This window comes from Klebsiella sp. 1SOBk5mer (assembly GCF_046603115.1).
GTDB classification, from domain to species: Bacteria; Pseudomonadota; Gammaproteobacteria; order Enterobacterales; family Enterobacteriaceae; genus Klebsiella; species Klebsiella quasipneumoniae.
Map to the genome: position 1 here is coordinate 319907 of NZ_JBKIUU010000005.1, position 20538 is coordinate 340444.

At 60.2% G+C, this 20538-nt stretch carries 16 protein-coding genes; 9 read left to right on the top strand and 7 right to left on the bottom strand.

The features are described from left to right. The first annotated feature begins 204 nt into the window (after positions 1–204). The 4 genes from fhuA to fhuB are packed head-to-tail and all read left to right on the top strand — an operon-like array spanning position 205 to position 6124. Positions 205–2412: a ferrichrome porin FhuA gene (gene fhuA, locus ACLH1U_RS14340; protein ID WP_032452784.1), complete on the top strand. Its 2208-nt coding sequence runs from the start codon at positions 205–207 to the stop codon at positions 2410–2412. A 45-nt stretch (positions 2413–2457) separates the two neighbouring features. Then, complete coding sequence (gene fhuC / locus ACLH1U_RS14345) at positions 2458–3255, top strand: Fe3+-hydroxamate ABC transporter ATP-binding protein FhuC (protein WP_032452785.1); 798 nt, start codon at positions 2458–2460, stop codon at positions 3253–3255. Then, the gene (fhuD, locus tag ACLH1U_RS14350; RefSeq protein ID WP_411299309.1) at positions 3255–4145 is read left to right on the top strand and encodes a Fe(3+)-hydroxamate ABC transporter substrate-binding protein FhuD; all 891 of its coding nucleotides are present in this window, start codon (positions 3255–3257) and stop codon (positions 4143–4145) included. The genes fhuC and fhuD overlap by 1 nt, the downstream gene beginning before the upstream one ends. Continuing rightward, on the top strand, positions 4142–6124 hold the full coding sequence (fhuB, locus tag ACLH1U_RS14355) for a Fe(3+)-hydroxamate ABC transporter permease FhuB (RefSeq protein WP_049014302.1): 1983 nt from the start codon (positions 4142–4144) through the stop codon (positions 6122–6124). Before fhuD ends, fhuB begins: the two co-directional genes overlap by 4 nt. Before the next feature lie 223 nt (positions 6125–6347). On the opposite strand, the gene hemL is transcribed toward fhuB, so the two are convergent. Continuing rightward, positions 6348–7628: a glutamate-1-semialdehyde 2,1-aminomutase gene (gene hemL, locus ACLH1U_RS14360; RefSeq protein ID WP_017900647.1), complete on the bottom strand. Its 1281-nt coding sequence runs from the start codon at positions 7626–7628 to the stop codon at positions 6348–6350. 180 nt (positions 7629–7808) lie between these two features. Here hemL and clcA point away from each other — a divergent pair, with 180 nt between their 5' ends. Continuing rightward, the gene (gene clcA, locus ACLH1U_RS14365; RefSeq protein WP_032452788.1) at positions 7809–9227 is read left to right on the top strand and encodes a H(+)/Cl(-) exchange transporter ClcA; all 1419 of its coding nucleotides are present in this window, start codon (positions 7809–7811) and stop codon (positions 9225–9227) included. 81 nt (positions 9228–9308) lie between these two features. Next, positions 9309–9653, top strand: a complete 345-nt coding sequence (erpA, locus tag ACLH1U_RS14370; protein ID WP_002889275.1) for an iron-sulfur cluster insertion protein ErpA — start codon at positions 9309–9311, stop codon at positions 9651–9653. An 82-nt stretch (positions 9654–9735) separates the two neighbouring features. On the opposite strand, the gene ACLH1U_RS14375 is transcribed toward erpA, so the two are convergent. Genes ACLH1U_RS14375 through mtnN form a run of 3 tightly spaced genes read right to left on the bottom strand, consistent with a single transcriptional unit; the run spans position 9736 to position 11890 of the window. Then, on the bottom strand, positions 9736–10362 hold the full coding sequence (locus ACLH1U_RS14375; RefSeq protein ID WP_023292038.1) for a TRIC cation channel family protein: 627 nt from the start codon (positions 10360–10362) through the stop codon (positions 9736–9738). 36 nt (positions 10363–10398) lie between these two features. Further along, positions 10399–11199 (bottom strand): vitamin B12 ABC transporter substrate-binding protein BtuF, encoded by an 801-nt coding sequence (gene btuF, locus ACLH1U_RS14380; protein WP_023292039.1) that lies wholly within the window; start codon positions 11197–11199, stop codon positions 10399–10401. Then, complete coding sequence (mtnN, locus tag ACLH1U_RS14385; protein ID WP_023292040.1) at positions 11192–11890, bottom strand: 5'-methylthioadenosine/S-adenosylhomocysteine nucleosidase; 699 nt, start codon at positions 11888–11890, stop codon at positions 11192–11194. The genes btuF and mtnN overlap by 8 nt, the downstream gene beginning before the upstream one ends. A gap of 83 nt (positions 11891–11973) precedes the next feature. Between mtnN and dgt the strand changes: the two genes are divergently transcribed. The 3 genes from dgt (at position 11974) to cdaR (ending at position 16380) form a co-directional block, all read left to right on the top strand. Then, a complete protein-coding gene (gene dgt / locus ACLH1U_RS14390; protein ID WP_049013573.1) occupies positions 11974–13488 on the top strand; it encodes a dGTPase in 1515 nt (504 codons plus the stop codon). Positions 13489–13622: 134 nt separating this feature from the next. After that, positions 13623–15056, top strand: coding sequence for a serine endoprotease DegP (gene degP / locus ACLH1U_RS14395; protein ID WP_023292042.1), 1434 nt, complete (start codon positions 13623–13625; stop codon positions 15054–15056). A 166-nt stretch (positions 15057–15222) separates the two neighbouring features. After that, complete coding sequence (gene cdaR, locus ACLH1U_RS14400) at positions 15223–16380, top strand: DNA-binding transcriptional regulator CdaR (protein ID WP_023292043.1); 1158 nt, start codon at positions 15223–15225, stop codon at positions 16378–16380. A 118-nt stretch (positions 16381–16498) separates the two neighbouring features. Here cdaR and ACLH1U_RS14405 read toward each other — a convergent pair whose 3' ends face one another. The 3 genes from ACLH1U_RS14405 to glnD form a co-directional block, all read right to left on the bottom strand. Next, complete coding sequence (locus tag ACLH1U_RS14405) at positions 16499–16885, bottom strand: DUF3461 family protein (protein WP_002889292.1); 387 nt, start codon at positions 16883–16885, stop codon at positions 16499–16501. A 107-nt stretch (positions 16886–16992) separates the two neighbouring features. Beyond that, complete coding sequence (dapD, locus tag ACLH1U_RS14410) at positions 16993–17817, bottom strand: 2,3,4,5-tetrahydropyridine-2,6-dicarboxylate N-succinyltransferase (protein WP_002889295.1); 825 nt, start codon at positions 17815–17817, stop codon at positions 16993–16995. 30 nt (positions 17818–17847) lie between these two features. Continuing rightward, a complete protein-coding gene (gene glnD / locus ACLH1U_RS14415; RefSeq protein WP_023292044.1) occupies positions 17848–20511 on the bottom strand; it encodes a bifunctional uridylyltransferase/uridylyl-removing protein GlnD in 2664 nt (887 codons plus the stop codon). Between the last annotated feature and the right edge of the window lie 27 nt (positions 20512–20538).

Sequence of the window (20538 nt, forward strand, 5' to 3'; positions counted from 1 at the left end):
GAAAGTATTAAGGGGTTTTTTTATGCCTGTAAAAAAGTTAACGGCTCTTTAACTCCATAATAACTATCTGGTTATTAATTCAGCCTTCAACCCGCAGCGACAGGCATATCGCTTGCCTTGCCTTCAACGTTTCGCCTATTATATCGCCCGTCATAATAATAATTCTCGTTTACGTTATCATTCACTTTCATCAGAGATATATCCATGGCGCGTCCAAAAACTGCTCAGCCAAACCACTCGCTGCGTAAAGTCGCAGCTGTAGTAGCCACGGCGGTTAGCGGCATGTCTGTCTACGCACAGGCAGCAGAACAACCGAAGCAAGAAGAAACCATTACCGTCGTTGCCGCCCCGGCCGCCCAGGAAAGCGCCTGGGGACCGGCGCCGACCATCGCGGCGAAACGTTCCGCCACGGCGACGAAAACCGATACCCCGATTGAAAAAACGCCGCAGTCTGTGTCGGTGGTGACGCGCCAGGAGATGGAGATGCGCCAGCCGACGACGGTAAAAGAGGCGCTCTCCTATACGCCAAGCGTCTTCTCCACCCGCGGCAGTTCGACCACCTATGACGTGGTCACCATTCGCGGCTTCACCACCTCGACGACCGTCAACACCAACCAGTATCTGGACGGCATGAAGCTGCAGGGGAATAACTACTCTGAAGTCTCCATGGATCCTTACTTCCTGGAGCGCGTGGAAGTGATGCGCGGGCCAACCTCGGTGCTGTACGGCAACAGCAACCCGGGCGGTATCGTCAGCATGGTCAGCAAACGCCCGACCACCGAGCCGCTGAAAGAAGTGCAGTTTAAGATGGGCACCGACAATCTGTGGCAGACCGGGTTTGACTTCAGCGACGCCATTGATGATGCCGGCGTCTGGTCCTACCGCCTGACCGGCCTGGGCCGCAGCCAGGATGCCCAGCAGCAGATGGCGAAATCGACCCGCTACGCGGTGGCGCCCTCCTTTAGCTGGCGTCCGGATGATAAAACCGACTTCACCTTCCTGAGCAACTTCCAGAATGATCCGGATGCGGGCTACTACGGCTGGCTGCCGCGCGAAGGCACCGTGGTGCCGTATTACGACGCCAACGGTAAGGCGCACAAGCTGCCGACCGATTTCAACGAAGGCGAGGCGGATAATAAGATCTCCCGCCGCCAGAAGATGGTGGGCTACAGCTTCTCCCATCAGTTCGATGACACCTTTACCGTGCGGCAGAACCTGCGCTATGCCGATGTGCATACGCTCTATCGTTCGGTGTACGGCAACGGCTATGTCGCGCCGGGCTACATGAATCGCGCCTATGTACGCTCCGACGAGCACCTGAACACCTTCACCGTCGATACTCAGCTGCAGTCTGATTTCGCCACCGGCGCGGTTAGCCATACCCTGCTGACCGGCGTGGACTACTCGCGGATGCGTAACGATGTGGATGCCGACTACGGGACGGCTGATCCCATCAGCATGAACAATCCGCAGTACGGCAACCCGAATATTCAGGTCACCTTCCCGTACGCGGTGCTCAACCGGATGGAGCAGACTGGCCTGTACGCGCAGGATCAGATGGAGTGGGATAAATGGGTGATGACCCTGGGCGGCCGTTACGATTACGCCACGACCTCAACGTTAACCCGCGCCACCAACAGCCTGGCGGAGAACCACGACCAGCAGTTCAGCTGGCGCGGCGGCATCAACTACCTGTTCGATAACGGTATCTCTCCGTACTTCAGCTACAGCGAATCGTTTGAACCGGTATCGGGCGCCAGCAGCAGCGGTAAGCCGTTCGATCCGTCGCGCGGTAAGCAGTATGAAGCCGGCGTGAAATATGTGCCGAAAGATATGCCGGTGGTGGTCACCGCGGCGGTCTATCAGCTGACCAAAGACAAGAACCTGACGGCGGATCCGGCTAACCAGGCGTTCAGCATCCAGACCGGCGAAATCCGCTCCCGCGGCCTTGAGCTGGAGGCGAAGGCGGCGGTGAACGCCAATATTAACGTCACCGCAGCCTACAGCTACACCGATGCGGAGTACACTCACGATACGGTGTTCAACGGCAAACGTCCGGCGGAAGTGCCGCGTAACATGGCCTCCCTGTGGGCGGATTATACCTTCCACGAAACCGCGCTGAGCGGTCTGACGATTGGGGCCGGGGCGCGCTATATCGGTTCAACGGTCAGCTACTACAAAAATGACACCAGCACCGGTAAGAAAAATGATGCCTTTAGTGTGGCCGGTTATGCGCTGATGGATGCGACGGTGAAATACGATCTGGCGCGCTTTGGCCTGCCGGGCTCGTCGGTCGGCGTCAACGTCAACAACCTGTTCGACCGCGAATATGTCTCCAGTTGCTACAGCGAATACGCCTGCTACTGGGGGGCCGGACGTCAGGTCGTCGCCACCGCCACCTTCCGTTTCTAACCACCTACGGGCGCGGTTCGCCGCGCCCTTTATCAGGTTATCGCTATGCAGGAACAGACTCCGCACGCAGAAACCACCTTCGCGCTGGATCGCGTCACTTTCCGTGTGCCTGGCCGCACGTTGCTCCATCCGCTCTCGCTCACCTTCCCGGCCGGAAAAGTCACAGGCCTGATCGGCCATAATGGCTCCGGCAAGTCGACGTTACTGAAAATGCTTGGCCGCCATCAGCCGCCTTCCGCAGGCGATGTGCTGCTGGACGGCCAGCCGCTGGAGAGCTGGGGCAGCAAAGCCTTTGCCCGCAAAGTGGCCTATCTGCCGCAGCAGCTGCCGCCGGCCGAAGGTATGACGGTGCGCGAGCTGGTGGCGATCGGCCGCTATCCGTGGCACGGCGCGCTGGGTCGCTTTGGCGCGGCGGACCGCGAGAAAGTGGAAGAGGCGATTGCGCTGGTAGGGCTGAAGCCGCTCGCCCATCGTCTGGTGGACAGCCTCTCCGGCGGCGAACGTCAGCGGGCGTGGATCGCCATGCTGGTGGCGCAGGATAGCCGCTGTCTGCTGCTCGATGAACCCACCTCGGCGCTGGATATCGCCCATCAGGTTGATGTCCTCGCGCTGGTGCATCGTCTCAGCCAGCAGCGCGGCCTGACGGTGATCGCCGTCCTGCACGACGTTAATATGGCGGCCCGCTACTGCGACTATCTGGTGGCCCTGCGCGGCGGGGAAATGATCGCCCAGGGGACGCCGGCGGAACTGATGCGCAGCGACACCCTGGAACAAATCTACGGCATCCCGATGGGGATCCTGCCGCACCCGGCCGGCGCGGCGCCGGTAAGCTTTGTCTATTAATGATGACCCCGACTCAGATAACCCGACGTCGCCTGCTGACCGCGATGGCGCTCTCGCCGCTGCTGTGGCAGATGCGCGGCGCGCAGGCGGCGAACGTTGACCCGCAGCGTGTGGTCGCCCTGGAGTGGCTGCCGGCGGAGCTGCTGCTGGCGCTGGGCGTCACGCCTTACGGCGTGGCCGATATCCCTAACTATCGCCTGTGGGTGAACGAGCCCGCGCTGCCCGACTCGGTGATCGATGTCGGTCTGCGCACTGAACCCAATCTTGAGCTGCTGACGCAGATGAAACCGTCGTTTATCGTCTGGTCAGCAGGCTACGGCCCGTCGCCGGAGAAGCTGGCGCGTATCGCCCCCGGCCGCGGATTCACCTTTAGCGACGGCAAACGCCCGCTGGCGATGGCTCAGCGCTCGCTGCTGGAGATGGCTGACCTGCTGGGCAAACCGCAGCAGGCTCAGCGCCACCTGGCGGAGTTTGAGGCGCTGATGGCGAGCCTGAAGCCGCGTTTTGCCGGGCGCGGCGACCGTCCGCTGCTGATGATCTCCCTGCTCGATCCGCGCCACGTTCTGGTGTTTGGCGAAAACTCCCTGTTCCAGGAGGTGCTTGACCGCTTTGGTATTAAAAACGCCTGGCGCGGCGAAGCGGCGTTCTGGGGCAGCGTCAGCGTTGGCATCGACCGGCTGGCGGCGTTTAACGAGGCCGATGTGATCTGTTTTGATCATGGTAACGAGCGGGAGATGACCCAGCTGCTGGCGACCCCGCTGTGGCAGGCGATGCCGTTCGTGCGCGCGGGGCGCTTCCAGCGCGTTCCGGCGGTGTGGTTCTATGGCGCGACGCTGTCGGCGATGCATTTTGCCCGCGTGCTGGCCGAGGCCCAGGGGAGTCCGGCATGAATACGCGTATTTCACCGTTAGCCAGTATCCTGCTGGCCGCGCTGCTGGTCGCCGCCTTCGCGTTGAGTATCGTCAATCTCAATGTCGCCTTGCCCTATGCGCAATGGCGGCAGGCGCTGCGGCAGCCGGATAGCGATCAGATTGCCCAGATGCTGTTTCATTACAGCCTGCTGCCGCGGGTGGCCGTTTCACTGCTGGTGGGGGCCGGGCTGGGACTGGTCGGCGTACTGTTCCAGCAGGTGCTGCGCAATCCGCTGGCGGAGCCGACCACCCTTGGCGTCGCCACCGGCGCGCAGCTGGGGATAACGGTCACCACGCTGTGGGCCATCCCCGGCGTGCTGGCGTCGCAGTTTGCCGCGCTGGCCGGGGCCTGTCTGGTGGGTGCGCTGGTGTTTGGCGTCTCCTGGGGCAAGCGTCTGTCGCCGGTAACGCTGATCCTGGCGGGCCTGGTGGTCAGCCTCTACTGCGGGGCGCTTAACCAGCTGATGGTGATTTTCCATCACGACCAGCTGCAGAGCATGTTCCTGTGGAGCACCGGGACGCTGACGCAAACCGACTGGAGCGTGGCGCAGCGCCTGTGGCCGCAGCTGCTGGGCGGGGCGATACTCACCCTGCTGCTGCTGCGTCCGCTGACTCTGATGGGGCTCGATGACGGGGTGGCGCGCAACCTGGGGCTGGCGCTGTCTCTGGCGCGCCTCGGCGCCCTGACGCTGGCGATCGTGATGAGCGCGCTGCTGGTCAACGCGGTCGGGATTATCGGCTTTATCGGCCTGTTCGCGCCGCTGCTGGCGAAAATGCTCGGCGCCCGTCGACTGCTGGCCCGGCTGCTGCTGGCGGCGCTGATCGGCGCGCTGCTCCTGTGGCTTTCCGATCAGGTGATCCTCTGGCTGAGCCGGGTATGGCGGGAAGTCTCCACCGGCTCGGTCACCGCCCTGATTGGCGCGCCGCTGCTGCTGTGGCTGCTGCCGCGGCTGCGCAGCATCAGCGCCCCGGTGATGAACGGCGGCGATAATGTGCAGCCTGAGCGCTATCACGTGCAATGGTTTGTTCTCGGGGGCGTCGCGTTGCTGCTGCTGGCGATGAGCGTGGCGCTGGCCTTTGGTCGCGATGCCCACGGCTGGCTGTGGGCTCACGGCGATCTGCTGGAGCAACTGCTGCCCTGGCGCTGGCCGCGGGTGCTGTCGGCGCTGTTCGCCGGGGTGATGCTGGCGGTCGCCGGCTGTATTATCCAGCGCCTGACCGGCAACCCGATGGCCAGCCCGGAAGTGCTGGGCATCAGCTCCGGCGCCGCCTTTGGCGTGGTGCTGATGCTGTTCTTCGTGCCTGGCGACGCCTTTGGCTGGCTGCTGCCGGCCGGGAGCCTTGGCGCGGCGGCCACTTTGCTGATCATTATGCTGGCCGCCGGGCGGGGCGGTTTCTCGCCGCATCGGATGCTGCTGGCGGGGATGGCGCTCAGTACCGCCTTCACTATGCTGCTGATGATGCTGCAGGCCAGCGGCGATCCGCGCATGGCGCAGATCCTGACGTGGATCTCGGGGTCGACCTACAGCGCGACGCCGGAGAGGGTGGTACGCAGCGGCGCGGTGATGCTGGTCCTGCTGGCGCTGTCGCCGCTCTGTCGCCGCTGGTTAACCATCCTGCCGCTGGGCGGGGAGGCGGCGCGGGCGGTGGGCATGGCGCTGACGTCATCGCGGATTGTTCTGCTGCTGCTGGCGGCCTGCCTGACGGCGGCGGCGACGCTGACCATCGGCCCGCTGAGCTTCGTCGGGCTGATGGCGCCGCATATTGCGCGCATGATGGGCTTCCGGCGAACGCTGCCGCATATGGTGATCTCCGGACTGACTGGCGGGCTGCTGCTGGTCTTCGCCGACTGGTGCGGACGGATGATCATGTTCCCGTACCAGATCCCGGCGGGGCTGCTGTCGACCTTTATCGGCGCGCCGTACTTTATCTATTTGCTGAGGAAGCAGAGCCGCTAACGATCCCGGATGGCCTCAACATCCCCGGTGGCGCTAGTGCTTACCGGGGCTACAGTGCTGTGCGATTTGGTAGCCCGGATAAGGCGCAATGCGCCGCATCCGGGAAACTCCCCGGTGGCGCTATCGCTTACCGGGGCTACAGCGCTGTGCGATTTGGTAGCCCGGATAAGGCGCAATGCGCCGCATCCGGGAAAATCCCTGCGTCACCAGGCATTCAAGCACCTTACAGTTTGGCAAATACCCGACGCGCAGCGTCGATGGTATTGTCGATATCTTCTTCGCTGTGGGCGACGGACATAAAGCCAGCCTCAAACGCTGACGGCGCCAGGTACACGCCTTCCTCCAGCATCAGATGGAAGAAGCGCTTGAAGCGTTCGACATCGCACTTCACCACGTCCTGATAGCAGGTGACGGTTTCGGCATCGGTAAAGAAGATGCCGAACATGCCGCCGACGTTATTGACCACCAGCGGGATCCCGGCGTCACGCGCCGCATCCAGCAGGCCTTGCGCCAGCTGGTTGGTCAGCTCGGTGAGGGTTTCATGCACGCCCGGCTGCGCCACTTCGCTTAAGCAGGCGAAGCCGGCGGCCATGGCGATCGGGTTACCGGAGAGGGTTCCGGCCTGGTAGACCGGACCGGTGGGCGCCAGCGCGTCCATCACCTCGCGACGGCCGCCGAAGGCGCCTACCGGCATCCCGCCGCCGATGATTTTCCCGAGACAGGTCAGATCCGGCTCCACGCCGTAATAAGCCTGCGCGCCCGCCAGCGCTACGCGGAAGCCGGTCATCACTTCGTCGATGATCAGCAGGGCGCCAAATTCGTCGCACAGCGCGCGCAGGCCCGGCAGGAACTCCGGCTGCGGCGGAATGCAGTTCATGTTCCCGGCGACCGGCTCGACGATGATGCAGGCGATATCCTGCGGATACTGCTCGAACGCCGCGCGCACGGAGGCGAGGTCGTTATAGGTGCAGGTCAGGGTATGTTTGGCGAAATCAGCCGGCACGCCCGGCGAGTTCGGCTGGCCGAGGGTCAGCGCGCCGGAACCGGCTTTCACCAGCAGGCAGTCGGCATGGCCGTGGTAGCAGCCTTCGAACTTGATGATCTTGTCGCGGCCGGTGAAGCCGCGCGCCAGGCGAATCGCGCTCATGGTGGCTTCGGTACCGGAGTTCACCATGCGCACCATATCCATGGTCGGCACCAGCTCGGTCACCAGCGCCGCCATTTTTACTTCCATTTCGGTCGGCGCGCCAAAGCTCAGGCCGCGGGACGCCGCCTCGATCACCGCGTTGCGGATCGCCGGATGGTTGTGGCCCAGCACCATCGGACCCCAGGAGCCGACATAATCGATATAGGCTTTCCCATCCACGTCATAAAGGTAAGCGCCATCCGCGCGTTCGATAAACAGCGGGGTGCCGCCGACGCCGGTGAAGGCGCGGACCGGCGAGTTAACGCCGCCGGGGATCAGTTCACGCGCAGCGTGGTACAGATTTTCAGATTTGCTCATGGCCAGGGTCCTGGTTCGTGAAAAATGTTTTATCGGCTATTCTAAGTTATTCCAGGATGGTTATGAAAGTTTTGCCCAATTGAAACAATGTGCCGCAAGGGCATTTTTTTGACGACGCAGCGCGCCGGGGCGGCTAAAATGCCTCTCTCTTCATTTGTATTACCAATAATTGATAATGGCATGAAAGCAGAAACTCCCTCTTTTGAAGCACATCAGTTCGTGCGGGTGCGTCGCGGCGATGCGGTGCGCCGGTTGATTCAGCGCGATAAAACGCCGCTGGCGGTGCTGTTTATGGCGGCGGTGGTCGGCACGCTGGCCGGGCTGGTGGGCGTGGCGTTTGAAAAGAGCGTGAACTGGGTGCAGAACCAGCGGATCGGCGCGCTGGCGCAGGTGGCGGATCACTGGTATCTGGTCTGGCCGCTGGCGTTTATCTTGTCGGCGCTGCTGGCGATGGTCGGCTATTTCCTCGTGCGCCGTTTTGCGCCGGAGGCTGGCGGATCGGGGATCCCGGAAATCGAAGGGGCGCTGGAGGAGCTGCGGCCGGTGCGCTGGTGGCGCGTGCTGCCGGTGAAATTCATCGGCGGCATGGGGACCCTGGGCGCCGGAATGGTGCTGGGACGCGAGGGGCCGATGGTGCAACTTGGCGGCAACATTGGACGCATGGTGCTGGATATTTTCCGCATGCGCAGTCCGGAAGCGCGGCACACGCTGCTGGCGACCGGTGCAGCGTCGGGGCTCTCAGCGGCCTTTAACGCGCCGCTGGCCGGTATCCTGTTTATCATCGAAGAGATGCGCCCGCAGTTCCGCTACAACCTGATCTCCATTAAAGCGGTATTTACCGGCGTGATCATGTCGAGCATTGTGTTTCGCATTTTCAACGGCGAGGCGGCAATTATAGAGGTGGGCAAGCTGAGCAATGCCCCGGTGAATACCCTGTGGCTGTACCTGGTGCTGGGGATGCTGTTTGGCTGCTTTGGCCCGTTGTTTAATTTTCTGGTGCTACGCACCCAGGATCTGTTCCAGCGCATTCACGGCGGCCACATCAAAAAATGGGTGTTAATTGGCGGGGTCATCGGCGGGCTTTGCGGCCTGCTGGGGCTGATGCAGCCCTCCGCGGTGGGCGGTGGCTTTAACCTGATCCCCATCGCCGCCGCCGGTAACTTCTCCGTCGGTTTGCTGCTGTTCATCTTTATTGCCCGCGTGGTGACCACGCTGATCTGCTTCTCTTCCGGCGCGCCGGGCGGCATTTTCGCCCCGATGCTGGCGCTTGGCACGCTGCTGGGCACGGCGTTCGGCATGGCGGCTATTCCGCTGTTTCCATCCTACCATCTCGATGCCGGCACCTTCGCCATCGCCGGTATGGGGGCGCTGCTCGCCGCCTCGGTGCGCGCGCCGCTGACCGGGATTGTGCTGGTGCTGGAGATGACCGATAACTATCAGCTCATTTTGCCAATGATTATTACCTGCCTTGGCGCAACACTACTGGCGCAATTCCTCGGCGGTAAGCCTTTGTATTCGACCATTCTGCAACGTACTCTGGCGAAGCAGGAGGCCGAGCAGGCGGCAAAAGCGCAGCAGGCACCCCGGGAGAATACTTGAACGATTTACCAGGGTATTAGATAATGGCTCAAAAGGTCCGGTTATTCTTTAACCGGCCGGAAGTATCAATGGGAGCAAAAAATGAGTGATGACGTAGCGTTGCCGCTGGAGTTTACCGAAGCCGCAGCCAATAAAGTAAAACACCTGATTGCGGATGAAGATAATCCGAACCTGAAACTGCGCGTGTATATCACCGGCGGCGGTTGCAGCGGTTTCCAGTATGGCTTCACCTTCGACGATCAGGTGAACGAAGGGGATATGACCATTGAGAAACAGGGTGTCGGCCTGGTGGTTGACCCGATGAGCCTGCAGTACCTGGTCGGCGGCTCTGTCGACTATACCGAAGGGCTGGAAGGTTCGCGCTTTATCGTGACCAACCCGAACGCGAAAAGCACCTGCGGCTGCGGGTCCTCGTTCAGCGTTTAAAGCGAGCGCGGCAGGGGGCTTTTTCTCGCAGCGAGAGGGCGCCAATGCTAAAAACGGTAACCTCAGGGTTACCGTTTTGCTTTTATGACCGTCCGTTATCGTCCAGGGCAAACGTCGGCAGCTTCAGATGCCAGCGGATCGCCGCCAGCCGGATCGCCAGGGTCACCACCATCCCCATCATCGCCGAATTCTCCAGCGGGAGATGGAAGGTGTCGTGCGCGGTGGCGTGGACAATGCCGCCGACAATACAGGCGGTGGCGTAGATCTCGGTGCGCAGAATCATAGGAATTTCGCGCGCCAGCACGTCGCGGATTATCCCGCCGCCAACGCCGGTCACCACCCCCATGCATACCGCTACCAGCGGGCCGCTGCCGGCGAGAAAGGCTTTATTCACGCCGATGCCGACAAACACCGCTAAACCGACGGCGTCGAGCACCGGCAGGATCCATTTCGGCAGCCGGCGCGGCTGGCGGACCAGCAGGATGGTCAGCATGCTGGTGACCATCGCCACCACCAGATCGGTGGGATCTTTGACCCAGAATACCGGGCCATTCGCCAGCGCCATGTCGCGGATGGTTCCGCCGCCCACCGCCGTCACCACGCCTAACACCAGCACGCCAAACGGGTCCATGCGTAACTTTCCGGCTAGCAGAACGCCGGAGATCGCGAAAACGGCCGTGCCAATAATATCCAGCCAATAGACAAGCATCGTTGATTCCCACTGAACATCCGCTTTACCGGATGGTTATTTTACCTGGTCGAGCGCCGCACAAAGTTGTTTGGCGGCGAGGATAATACGTGGGCTTGCGCGTTCAAACCAGTCGCTGTGTAACGCAATCAACGAAATGGTGAGCTGATGTTGCCAAAAGCGCTGCGCCTCGGCGATGCGGCTGGCGTCGCCGGTCACCACAATCGCCTGCGGCTGACGGGCCAGCACCTGTTCGCGGCTCACCTGCGGCCAGGGAACACGGCTGGCGGCAAAGATATTCTCGCCGCCGCACAGCCTCAGCACCTGATCCTGAATCGAGCCGGGGCCGCTGGTGAACAGCGGGGCGGAACCGAACTGCAGGAAGACGCGTTTCTTCGGCGCGCTGGCATAGCGCGCTTTCAGCGCATCGTATTCCTGCTGCATCGCCTGCGCCGCCTGCTGCGCTTTTTCCGGCTGCGGGCTCCACTTCGCCAGTTGACGCAGGGTGGCGATGATCTCTTCGATGGTCGAAGTCTGCACCCAGAGGACGTGGATCCCCAGGGACTGCAGCTGGTTAACCTGACGTTCGGCATTACCGCCGCGCCAGGCCAGCACCAGGTCTGGCTTTAACGCTACGATGCGCTCCAGGTTCATCCCCTGCCAGCTGGCAACCTGCTCAATCGTTTTGGCCTGCGGCGGATAATCGGAATAGCTACTGACGCCGACCGGCGTGATCCCGGCGGCAAAGGCCAGTTCGGTATTGGCGGGGGAGAGGGTGATCACCCGCGGCGCGGCCAGCAGCCACGCCGGGGCGAGTAACAGCAGCGCGGCAAGCGCGAAGGAGAGCGACTTAGCCACGTGCCAGGTTCTGGACCAGATTCTCCACCATCAGGGTGGACTGTCGGGCGGCGACCGCAAGGAACTCCTCAAAGCTGAGGTGAGACTGCTGGTCGGCCACATCGGAGATGGCGCGAACCACCACGAAGGGAACCTTAAAGTTATGGCAAACGTGAGCGATAGCGGTCGCTTCCATTTCCACAGCGATCGCCTGCGGGAAATTATGGCGGATCTTCGCCAGACCGACAGAGCCGTTAATGAAGGCATCACCGCTGACGATCAGGCCGCGAACGGCATTGAGATCTAACGCGTTAATGCAGCTCTCCGCGGCGGCCACCAGTTTTTCGTCCGCTTTAAAGCCCGCCGGGCAGCCAGGCAGCTGGCCGTACTCATAACCGAAGGCGGTGACGTCGGCGTCGTGGTAGCGCGCTTCATCGGAGACGACGATATCGCCGACCTTCAGCGTCGACGCCAGGCCGCCGGCTGAGCCGGTATTAATGATCACGTCAGGCTGGCAACGCTCCAGCAGCAGGGTCGCGCCCATCGCCGCCGCCACTTTCCCGATACCAGACTTCAGCAGCGCGACGTCAACGCCGTGAAGTTGGCCGGTATAGATTTCGCTCCCGCCAATAGTGATAGTCTGGCGGTTTTCGATTTTGTCGCGCAGAAGGGTAACTTCCTCTTCCATAGCGCCAATAATGCCAATTTTCATAGATTTACTCGCGATGTGTCAGGTTTAGTTGCATAGTCTATCATGCGCTTAAGGGGAAGCGTATTGCTCGCGCGGGAGAGGCTATGGCAAAGATTGATTTTCGCAACAAGATAAACTGGCGTCGACGCTTCCGTTCGCCGCCGCGTGTCGAGACGGAGCGCGACATCCTGCGGATCTTCGAAAGCGATCGGGGACGGATCGTCAACTCGCCGGCCATCCGTCGCTTACAGCAAAAAACTCAGGTCTTCCCGCTGGAGCGCAACGCGGCGGTGCGTACCCGTCTGACCCACTCGCTGGAGGTGCAGCAGGTGGGGCGTTATATCGCCAAAGAGGTACTGAGCCGGCTGAAAGAGCAGAGGCTGCTGGAAGAGTATGGCCTGGAAGAGCTGACCGGGCCATTCGAGAGCGTCGTGGAGATGGCCTGCCTGATGCACGATATCGGCAACCCGCCGTTTGGCCATTTTGGCGAGGCGGCGATTAACGACTGGTTCCGCCAGCGTCTGGCGCCCGGCGATGCGCTCGGACAGCCGCTGACCGACGATCGCTGTGAAGTGCAGGCATTACGCCTGCAGGAGGGGGAAACGTCGCTTAACGCGCTGCGCCGCAAAGTGCGCCAGGATCTCTGCTGCTTTGAGGGCAACGCCCAGGGCATTCGTCTGGTCCATACGCTGATGCGCATGAATCTGACCTGGGCGCAGGTCGGCTGTATTCTGAAATATACTCGTCCGGCGTGGTGGTCCGAGGCGACGCCAGCCAGCCACAGTTATTTAATGAAGAAGCCTGGCTACTATTTAGCCGAAGAGGAGTATGTGGCGCGCCTGCGTAAAGAATTGGATCTGGCGCCTTACAATCGGTTCCCATTAACCTGGATTATGGAAGCCGCGGATGACATCTCATATTGCGTCGCGGATCTCGAGGACGCGGTGGAAAAACGTATTTTCAGCGCTGAGCAGCTTTATCAGCATCTTTACGACGCCTGGGGCAGCCATGAAAAAGGATCGTTATTCTCGCAGGTGGTGGAAAATGCCTGGGAGAAATCACGAGCCAATTCCCTGAAGCAGAGCGCGGAAGATCAGTTTTTTATGTATTTGCGGGTGAACACGCTGAATAAGCTGGTGCCCTACGCGGCGCGCCGATTTATTGACAACCTGCCGGCCATCTTTACGGGCGACTTTAATCATGCGCTGCTCGAGGACGACAGCGATTGCAGTCAGCTGCTGGAGCTTTATAAAAATGTGGCGATGAAACAGGTGTTTAGCCATCCGGATGTCGAGCAGCTGGAATTGCAGGGCTACCGGGTGATCAGCGGCCTGCTGGATATCTATCAGCCGCTGCTGAAATTATCACTGGAGGATTTCAGCGAATTAGTGGCGCAGGAGCGGGTACGGCGTTTACCCATTGCCTCCCGACTGTATCAGAAACTTTCAACCCGCCACCGGCTGGCCTATGTGGAAGCGGTAAATAAGCTCGCGCGCACAGCGCCTGAATTTGCGCTGATGGAATACTATTATCGCTGCCGTCTGATTCAGGATTATATCAGCGGGATGACGGATTTATATGCGTGGGATGAATATCGACGACTGATGGCGGTGGAATAGGCTGGAGTTTTGTAAAGATGGACAATAAATTTTTACTTTTTCCAGAAACTTAATTCCGGAACTTAGCGCTATAAAATGACTCTGATAGTCACGTACACAGCAACTTTCGTTTTCTGATATTGAGATTGAAACTGATGAAAAAAACCACGTTAGCAATGAGTGCACTGGCTCTGAGTTTAGGTCTGGCATTGTCCCCGCTCTCTGCGAGCGCGGCGGAAACGGCATCTTCGGCCACTAACGCGCAGCAGATGCCAAGCCTGGCCCCGATGCTGGAGAAAGTGATGCCGTCGGTGGTGAGCATTAACGTTGAAGGTAGCACTACCGTTAATACCCCACGGATGCCGCGTAACTTCCAGCAGTTCTTTGGCGATAACTCGCCGTTCTGCCAGGATGGTTCTCCATTCCAGAGTTCGCCGTTTTGCCAGGGCGGCGGACAGGGCGGTCAGCCTGACGGCGGCCAGCAGCAGAAATTCATGGCGCTGGGCTCCGGCGTGATTATTGATGCGGCCAAAGGGTATGTGGTGACCAACAACCACGTCGTGGACAACGCCACCACGATTAAGGTCCAGCTGAGCGATGGTCGTAAGTTTGATGCCAAAGTCGTGGGTAAAGACCCGCGCTCTGATATCGCGCTGATTCAGATTCAGGATCCGAAAAACCTGACGGCAATTAAGCTTGCCGACTCTGACGCGCTGCGCGTCGGCGACTACACCGTGGCTATCGGTAACCCGTTCGGTCTGGGCGAAACCGTGACCTCCGGGATTGTTTCCGCGCTGGGTCGTAGCGGCCTGAACGTGGAAAACTACGAAAACTTTATCCAGACCGATGCGGCGATTAACCGCGGGAACTCCGGCGGCGCGCTGGTGAATCTCAACGGCGAGCTGATCGGCATCAACACCGCCATTCTGGCGCCGGACGGCGGCAACATCGGTATCGGTTTTGCTATCCCGAGCAACATGGTGAAAAACCTGACCGAACAGATGGTGAAATATGGCCAGGTGAAACGCGGCGAGCTCGGCATCATGGGCACCGAACTGAACTCTGAGCTGGCGAAAGCGATGAAAGTCGACGCCCAGCGCGGCGCCTTCGTCAGCCAGGTGATGCCGGGGTCGGCGGCCGCGAAAGCGGGCATTAAAGCCGGCGACGTGATCACCTCTCTCAACGGGAAGGCGATCAGCAGCTTCGCCGCGCTGCGTGCTCAGGTCGGCACCATGCCTATCGGCAGCAAGGTTGAGCTTGGCCTGCTGCGCGATGGCAAACCGGTGACCGTCACCGTCGAACTGCAGCAGAGCAACCAGACCCAGGTTGACTCCAGCACCATCTTCAACGGGATTGAAGGGGCGGAAATGAGCAACAAGGGTCAGGACAAAGGCGTGGTGGTCAATAATGTGAAAGCCGGCACCCCGGCGGCGCAGATTGGCCTCAAGAAAGGCGACATCATTGTCGGGGCCAACCAGCAGCCGGTGAAAAATATCGCCGATCTGCGGAAAATCTTCGACGCCAAACCGTCCGTGCTGGCGCTGAACATTCAGCGCGGCGACGCCTCTATCTACCTGCTGCTGCAGTAATCGTCAGCGCTTGATCCCAGCCCCTTCCCTCGCCGAGGGCAGGGGCTTTTTTTCGTTCTGTGACCGCTTCCACAACTCCACATATCTCATCCGGGCTTCGGGCATATGCACAATGCGGCAGGGCGACGACTCTTTTATGCTGGTGCCCTGCAAAGGGGAGGATTACATGGCTGGCTGGCATCTCGATACCAAAATGGCGCAGGATATTGTGGCGCGGACGATGCGCATCATCGATACCAACATCAACGTGATGGATGCCCGCGGGCGGATTATCGGCAGCGGCGATCGGGAAAGGATTGGTGAATTGCACGAAGGCGCGCTGCTGGTGCTTTCCCAGGGGCGGGTGGTGGATATCGACGACGCGGTGGCTCGCCATCTGCACGGGGTGCGCCAGGGCATTAACCTGCCGCTGCGCCTGGAGGGGGAGATCGTCGGGGTGATCGGCCTGACCGGCGAGCCGGAGTCGCTGCGAAAATATGGCGAGCTGGTGTGCATGACGGCAGAGATGATGCTGGAGCAGTCGCGACTGATGCATCTCCTGGCGCAGGACAGCCGTCTGCGCGAAGAGCTGGTGATGAACCTGATTCAGGCGGAAGAGCATACCCCGGCGCTGAACGAATGGGCTCAGCGATTAGGCATCGACCTGAATCAGCCGCGCGTGGTGGCGATGATTGAGGTGGACAGCGGCCAGCTCGGCGTAGACAGCGCGATGGCGGAACTACAGCAGCTGCAGAACGCGCTGACCACGCCCGATCGCCATAATCTCGTGGCCATTGTCTCGCTCACGGAAATGGTGGTGCTGAAACCGGCGCTGAACAGCTTTGGCCGCTGGGACGCCGACGATCACGTCCGGCGCGTCGAGCAGCTTATCGCCAGGATGAAAGAGAATGGCCAGCTCCGTTTCCGCGTGGCGTTGGGCAACTTCTTCACCGGTCCCGGGAGTATCGCCCGCTCTTACCGTACCGCTCGCACGACGATGATGGTGGGCAAGCAGCGGATGCCGGAGAGCCGCTGCTATTTCTATCAGGATCTGATGCTGCCGGTGCTGCTTGACAGCCTGCGCGGCGGCTGGCAGGCCAATGAGCTGGCTCGTCCGCTGGCGCGTCTCAAGGCGATGGATAACAACGGGCTGCTGCGGCGAACGCTGCAGGCGTGGTTTCGCCATAACGTGCAGCCGCTGGCGACGTCGAAGGCCCTGTTTATTCATCGCAATACGCTGGAGTACCGGTTGAATCGTATCTCGGAGCTGACGGGGCTGGATCTTGGCAGCTTTGACGACCGGCTGCTGCTGTATATCGCGCTGCAGCTGGATGAACAACGCTAAGGCGTGGAGGTAAAAAATGCCGGGTAGCGACTCGCCATACCCGGCCTGGACGATGCATGCTGTCGGTAGCGGTTTGATACCGCCAGCCCGGTCAGGCGACGCGCCGCCGGGGATGCGCTTACTTACGGGTGAGCTTTTCCAGATCGGCTTCGATTTCGCTGATCTTATTGGTGACCACGCTTTCCAGATGGCGTAAATCGTCGAGGATTTTACGCTTGAGATCGATTTCAGTGCGATCGCGCTGGCAGATCTGATCCAGCTCATCGATGACGTAGCGCAGATTGGGGCTGATCTCCTGGACCTCTTTGTAGCCCTGGCCGACGCCGTCGGCGACGACGGTTTTGCGCTGACGCGGATATTTGAACTTCACGCTCTTGGCGAAGAATTCGCCTTTGTCTTTCTGAAAATAGATTTTCAGAATGTCGTTGTTAGCTTCCTGCCGCAGGCTATAGCGATCGATCTCATCAGGGTTGGTAATGCCAAGACTTTTCAGATTATCGTACATAACGGTACCTTTGATAGCATCATAACCATTGAATAATTAACGAAAAAATCCATTCTCGCCAGCATCAAATATAAAAAAAGCGGGATATCTCCCGCTTTTTATTTGCTTTAGTCGATGGTGCGCAGCAGTTCGTTAATGCCGACCTTGCCGCGAGTTTTAGCATCGACTTTCTTCACGATCACTGCGCAGTACAGACTGTATTTACCATCTTTCGACGGCAGGTTGCCTGACACCACTACCGAGCCAGCCGGCACGCGGCCGTAGAAGACTTCGCCGGTTTCGCGATCGTAGATTTTGGTGCTCTGACCCAGGTAAACGCCCATGGAGATCACGGAGCCTTCTTCGACAATCACCCCTTCAACTACTTCAGAGCGCGCGCCGATGAAGCAGTTATCTTCGATGATGGTCGGGTTCGCCTGCAGCGGCTCCAGTACGCCACCGATGCCGACGCCGCCGGACAGGTGAACGTTTTTACCGATCTGCGCGCAGGAGCCGACGGTGGCCCAGGTGTCAACCATGGTGCCTTCGTCAACGTAGGCGCCGATGTTAACGTAGGACGGCATCAGCACGGTGTTACGGGCGATGAACGCGCCCTGGCGCACCGCTGCCGGCGGCACCACGCGGAAACCTTCTTTCTGGAAACGCGCTTCGTCATAGTCAGCGAATTTCATCGGTACTTTATCGAAGTAGCGGCTTTCCGCACCATCGATAACCTGGTTATCGTTAATACGGAAAGAGAGCAGTACCGCCTTCTTCAGCCACTGATGCGTCACCCACTGACCGTCGATCTTCTCAGCGACGCGCAGCGCGCCGGAATCCAGAAGGGCAATAACCTGGTTAACCGCTTCGCGGGTCACGGTATCCACATTGGCCGGCGTGATGTCGGCGCGACGCTCAAAGGCGGACTCAATAACGTTCTGTAACTGCTGCATTGTTTCTTTCCATTCACTAAAAAAAATACGTCACCCTTTATCGTTTGGATTGAGGGCCGCTGTCAACCGTTGTTGCACTTCTTGTTGCAGCTCATTATTAAGGGCACGCCGGTCGGCGGTAGCGATTATAAATAAATCTTCTACTCGCTCACCAATTGTCGTAATTCGCGCCCCGTGAAGCGAAATTCCGAGGTCGGCGAACACCTGACCGACGCGGGCGAGCAGCCCGGGCTGGTCAAGGGCAATCAGCTCGAGAAACGATTTGCGATCGGTATGGGTCGGCAGGAAATTCACCTCGGTGTCCACCGAAAAATGACGCAGCTTTGCCGCCTGACGACGGGGCGCCGGGGGCTCCCAACTGCGCTGGGTGATGGTCTGTTCCAGACCCTGGCGGATCGCCTCGTGGCGGTCGGCGGACAGCGGACTGCCGTCAGGCTCAAGGACGATAAAGGTATCCATCGCCATGCCGTCGCGGGTGGTGAAGATCTGCGCGTCGTGGACGCTGAGGTTGCGACGGTCCAGTTCGCCACACACCGCGGCGAACAGGTAAGGGCGATCCGGGCTCCAGATAAAAATCTCCGTTCCGCCGCGAGTGGCCTGCGAGCTCAGGAGGATCATCGGCTTATTCAGATCGTGGCGCAGCAGGTTGCGGGCGTGCCAGGCGAGCTGCGTCGGCGTATGTCGCACGAAATAGTTGGCGCGGCAGCGGTTCCAGATTTGATGCAGCGCCTCTTCATTAATATTGTCCATCCGCAGCAGGGCCAGCGCCTGCAGCTGATGGTGACGCACCCGTTCGCGCATGTCCGGGGTGCTTTGCATGCCGCGACGCAGCTGTTTTTCAGTGGCGAAATAGAGTTCGCGCAGCAGGCTCTGCTTCCAGCTGTTCCACAGGGTTTCGTTGGTGGCGCAGATATCGGCGACGGTCAGGCACACCAGATAGCGCAGGCGATTTTCCGTTTGCACCTCCTCGGCGAACTGCTTAATCACTTCCGGATCCTGAATATCGCGCCGCTGGGCGGTGACCGACATCAGCAGGTGGTGACGCACCAGCCAGGCGACCAGCTGCGTTTCACGGGAGTTCAGCCCGTGCAGTTCGGCAAATTTCAGCACATCCTGTGCGCCGAGGATCGAGTGGTCGCCGCCGCGCCCTTTGGCGATGTCGTGGAACAGGGCGGCGATTAAAATCAGCTCCGGGTGCGTTAAGCGCGGCCACAGTTCCACGCACAGCGGGTGGCGGCTACGGGTCTCTTCTTTAGCAAAGCTCTCCAGCTTGAGCATCACGCGGATGGTGTGTTCATCGACGGTGTAGGCGTGAAACAGGTCGAACTGCATCTGGCCGACGATATGAGACCACTGCGGCATATAGGCCCACAGCACGCTGTGACGATGCATCGGCAGCAGTCCGCGACTCACTGCCCCCTGATGGCGCAGCATGCTGAGAAAGAGCGTGCGCGCCTCCGGGATATAGCACAGCGGCTGGGTCAGATGGCGGCGGGCGTGACGCAGATGGCGCAACGTCGTGGAGTAGATGCCGGTGATGGTGCTGTTGCGCACCATGATATAAAACATGCGCAGAATGGCCTGCGGCTCGCGAATAAACAGCGTATCGTCACGCAGATCGATCAGCGTGCCGCGCAGCTGGAAATCATCATCGATCGGGCGCGGTTTTTCATCCTCGGTCAGGGCGAGGATGGCCTCTTCAAACAGCTGCAGCAGCATCTGGTTCAGCTCACTCACCCGGCGGGTGACGCGGAAGAAGTCCTTCATCATATGCTCAATCGGCTGGTTGCCGTCGCCTTCATAGCCGAGCCGGCGGGCGACGCTGAGCTGGCGGTCGAAAAGCAGGCGGTTGTCATAGCGAGTGAGTTCGAGATGCAGCGCGAAGCGGATACGCCACAGCTGGTGCAGACACTCGTTGAGCTCATTGCGCTCGGCTTCGGTCAGAAAGCCGAAGCCGACCATCTCATCCATCGAGGTGGCGCCGAAATGGCGGCGAGCCACCCACTGTAGCGTATGGATATCGCGCAGGCCGCCGGGGCTGCTTTTCACGTCCGGCTCGAGGTTATAGCTGGTGCCGTGATAGCGCTGATGACGGACGTTCTGCTCTTCGACTTTCGCGGCGAAGAACTTTTCTGATGGCCAGAAGCCGTCGCTAAAAATATGTTTTTGCAGTTCAAGGAACAGCGCGACGTCGCCGATCAGCAGGCGCGATTCGATTAAGTTGGTGGCGACGGTGAGATCCGAAAGCCCTTCCAGCAGACACTCTTCGAGAGTGCGCACGCTGTGGCCTACCTCCAGTTTGACGTCCCACAGCAGCGTCAGCAGTTCGCCGACCTTTTGCGCCTGGTCGTCCGGCAGCTTTTTGCGGCTGAGGATCAGCAGATCGACGTCAGAGAGCGGATGCAGCTCGCCGCGGCCATAGCCGCCGACGGCCACCAGCGCCAGGTCGCAGACGGATTCAAAGCCGCAGGCGATCCACAACCGCTGCAGCAGCTGGTCGATAAATTCGGTGCGCGCCGCAATGAGCTGCTCCGCGGCGATACCGGCGTCAAACGCCTCGCCCAGCCAGTGCTGAAAGGTATCGATGTGCGCCTTAATTGCAGCACAGTTCAGATCGCCCTGCGGCCAGCTCACCGGATGTTCCGGCGGGATGGGCAGAAGGGGGGAGGCTGTGTCAGGTAATGAGTTGCTCATCGCGTCACCATAAGAAAAAACTATCTA

Coding starts and splice junctions, on each gene's coding strand:
- fhuC (WP_032452785.1), top strand. CDS start 2,458: ATGCAGGAACAGACTCCGCACGCAGAAACCACCTTCGCGCTGGATCGC.
- ACLH1U_RS14405 (WP_002889292.1), bottom strand. CDS start 16,885: ATGTACGATAATCTGAAAAGTCTTGGCATTACCAACCCTGATGAGATC.
- fhuB (WP_049014302.1), top strand. CDS start 4,142: ATGAATACGCGTATTTCACCGTTAGCCAGTATCCTGCTGGCCGCGCTG.
- cdaR (WP_023292043.1), top strand. CDS start 15,223: ATGGCTGGCTGGCATCTCGATACCAAAATGGCGCAGGATATTGTGGCG.
- dapD (WP_002889295.1), bottom strand. CDS start 17,817: ATGCAGCAGTTACAGAACGTTATTGAGTCCGCCTTTGAGCGTCGCGCC.
- glnD (WP_023292044.1), bottom strand. CDS start 20,511: ATGAGCAACTCATTACCTGACACAGCCTCCCCCCTTCTGCCCATCCCG.
- mtnN (WP_023292040.1), bottom strand. CDS start 11,890: ATGAAAATTGGCATTATTGGCGCTATGGAAGAGGAAGTTACCCTTCTG.
- erpA (WP_002889275.1), top strand. CDS start 9,309: ATGAGTGATGACGTAGCGTTGCCGCTGGAGTTTACCGAAGCCGCAGCC.
- fhuD (WP_411299309.1), top strand. CDS start 3,255: ATGATGACCCCGACTCAGATAACCCGACGTCGCCTGCTGACCGCGATG.
- hemL (WP_017900647.1), bottom strand. CDS start 7,628: ATGAGCAAATCTGAAAATCTGTACCACGCTGCGCGTGAACTGATCCCC.
- ACLH1U_RS14375 (WP_023292038.1), bottom strand. CDS start 10,362: ATGCTTGTCTATTGGCTGGATATTATTGGCACGGCCGTTTTCGCGATC.
- degP (WP_023292042.1), top strand. CDS start 13,623: ATGAAAAAAACCACGTTAGCAATGAGTGCACTGGCTCTGAGTTTAGGT.
- fhuA (WP_032452784.1), top strand. CDS start 205: ATGGCGCGTCCAAAAACTGCTCAGCCAAACCACTCGCTGCGTAAAGTC.
- dgt (WP_049013573.1), top strand. CDS start 11,974: ATGGCAAAGATTGATTTTCGCAACAAGATAAACTGGCGTCGACGCTTC.
- clcA (WP_032452788.1), top strand. CDS start 7,809: ATGAAAGCAGAAACTCCCTCTTTTGAAGCACATCAGTTCGTGCGGGTG.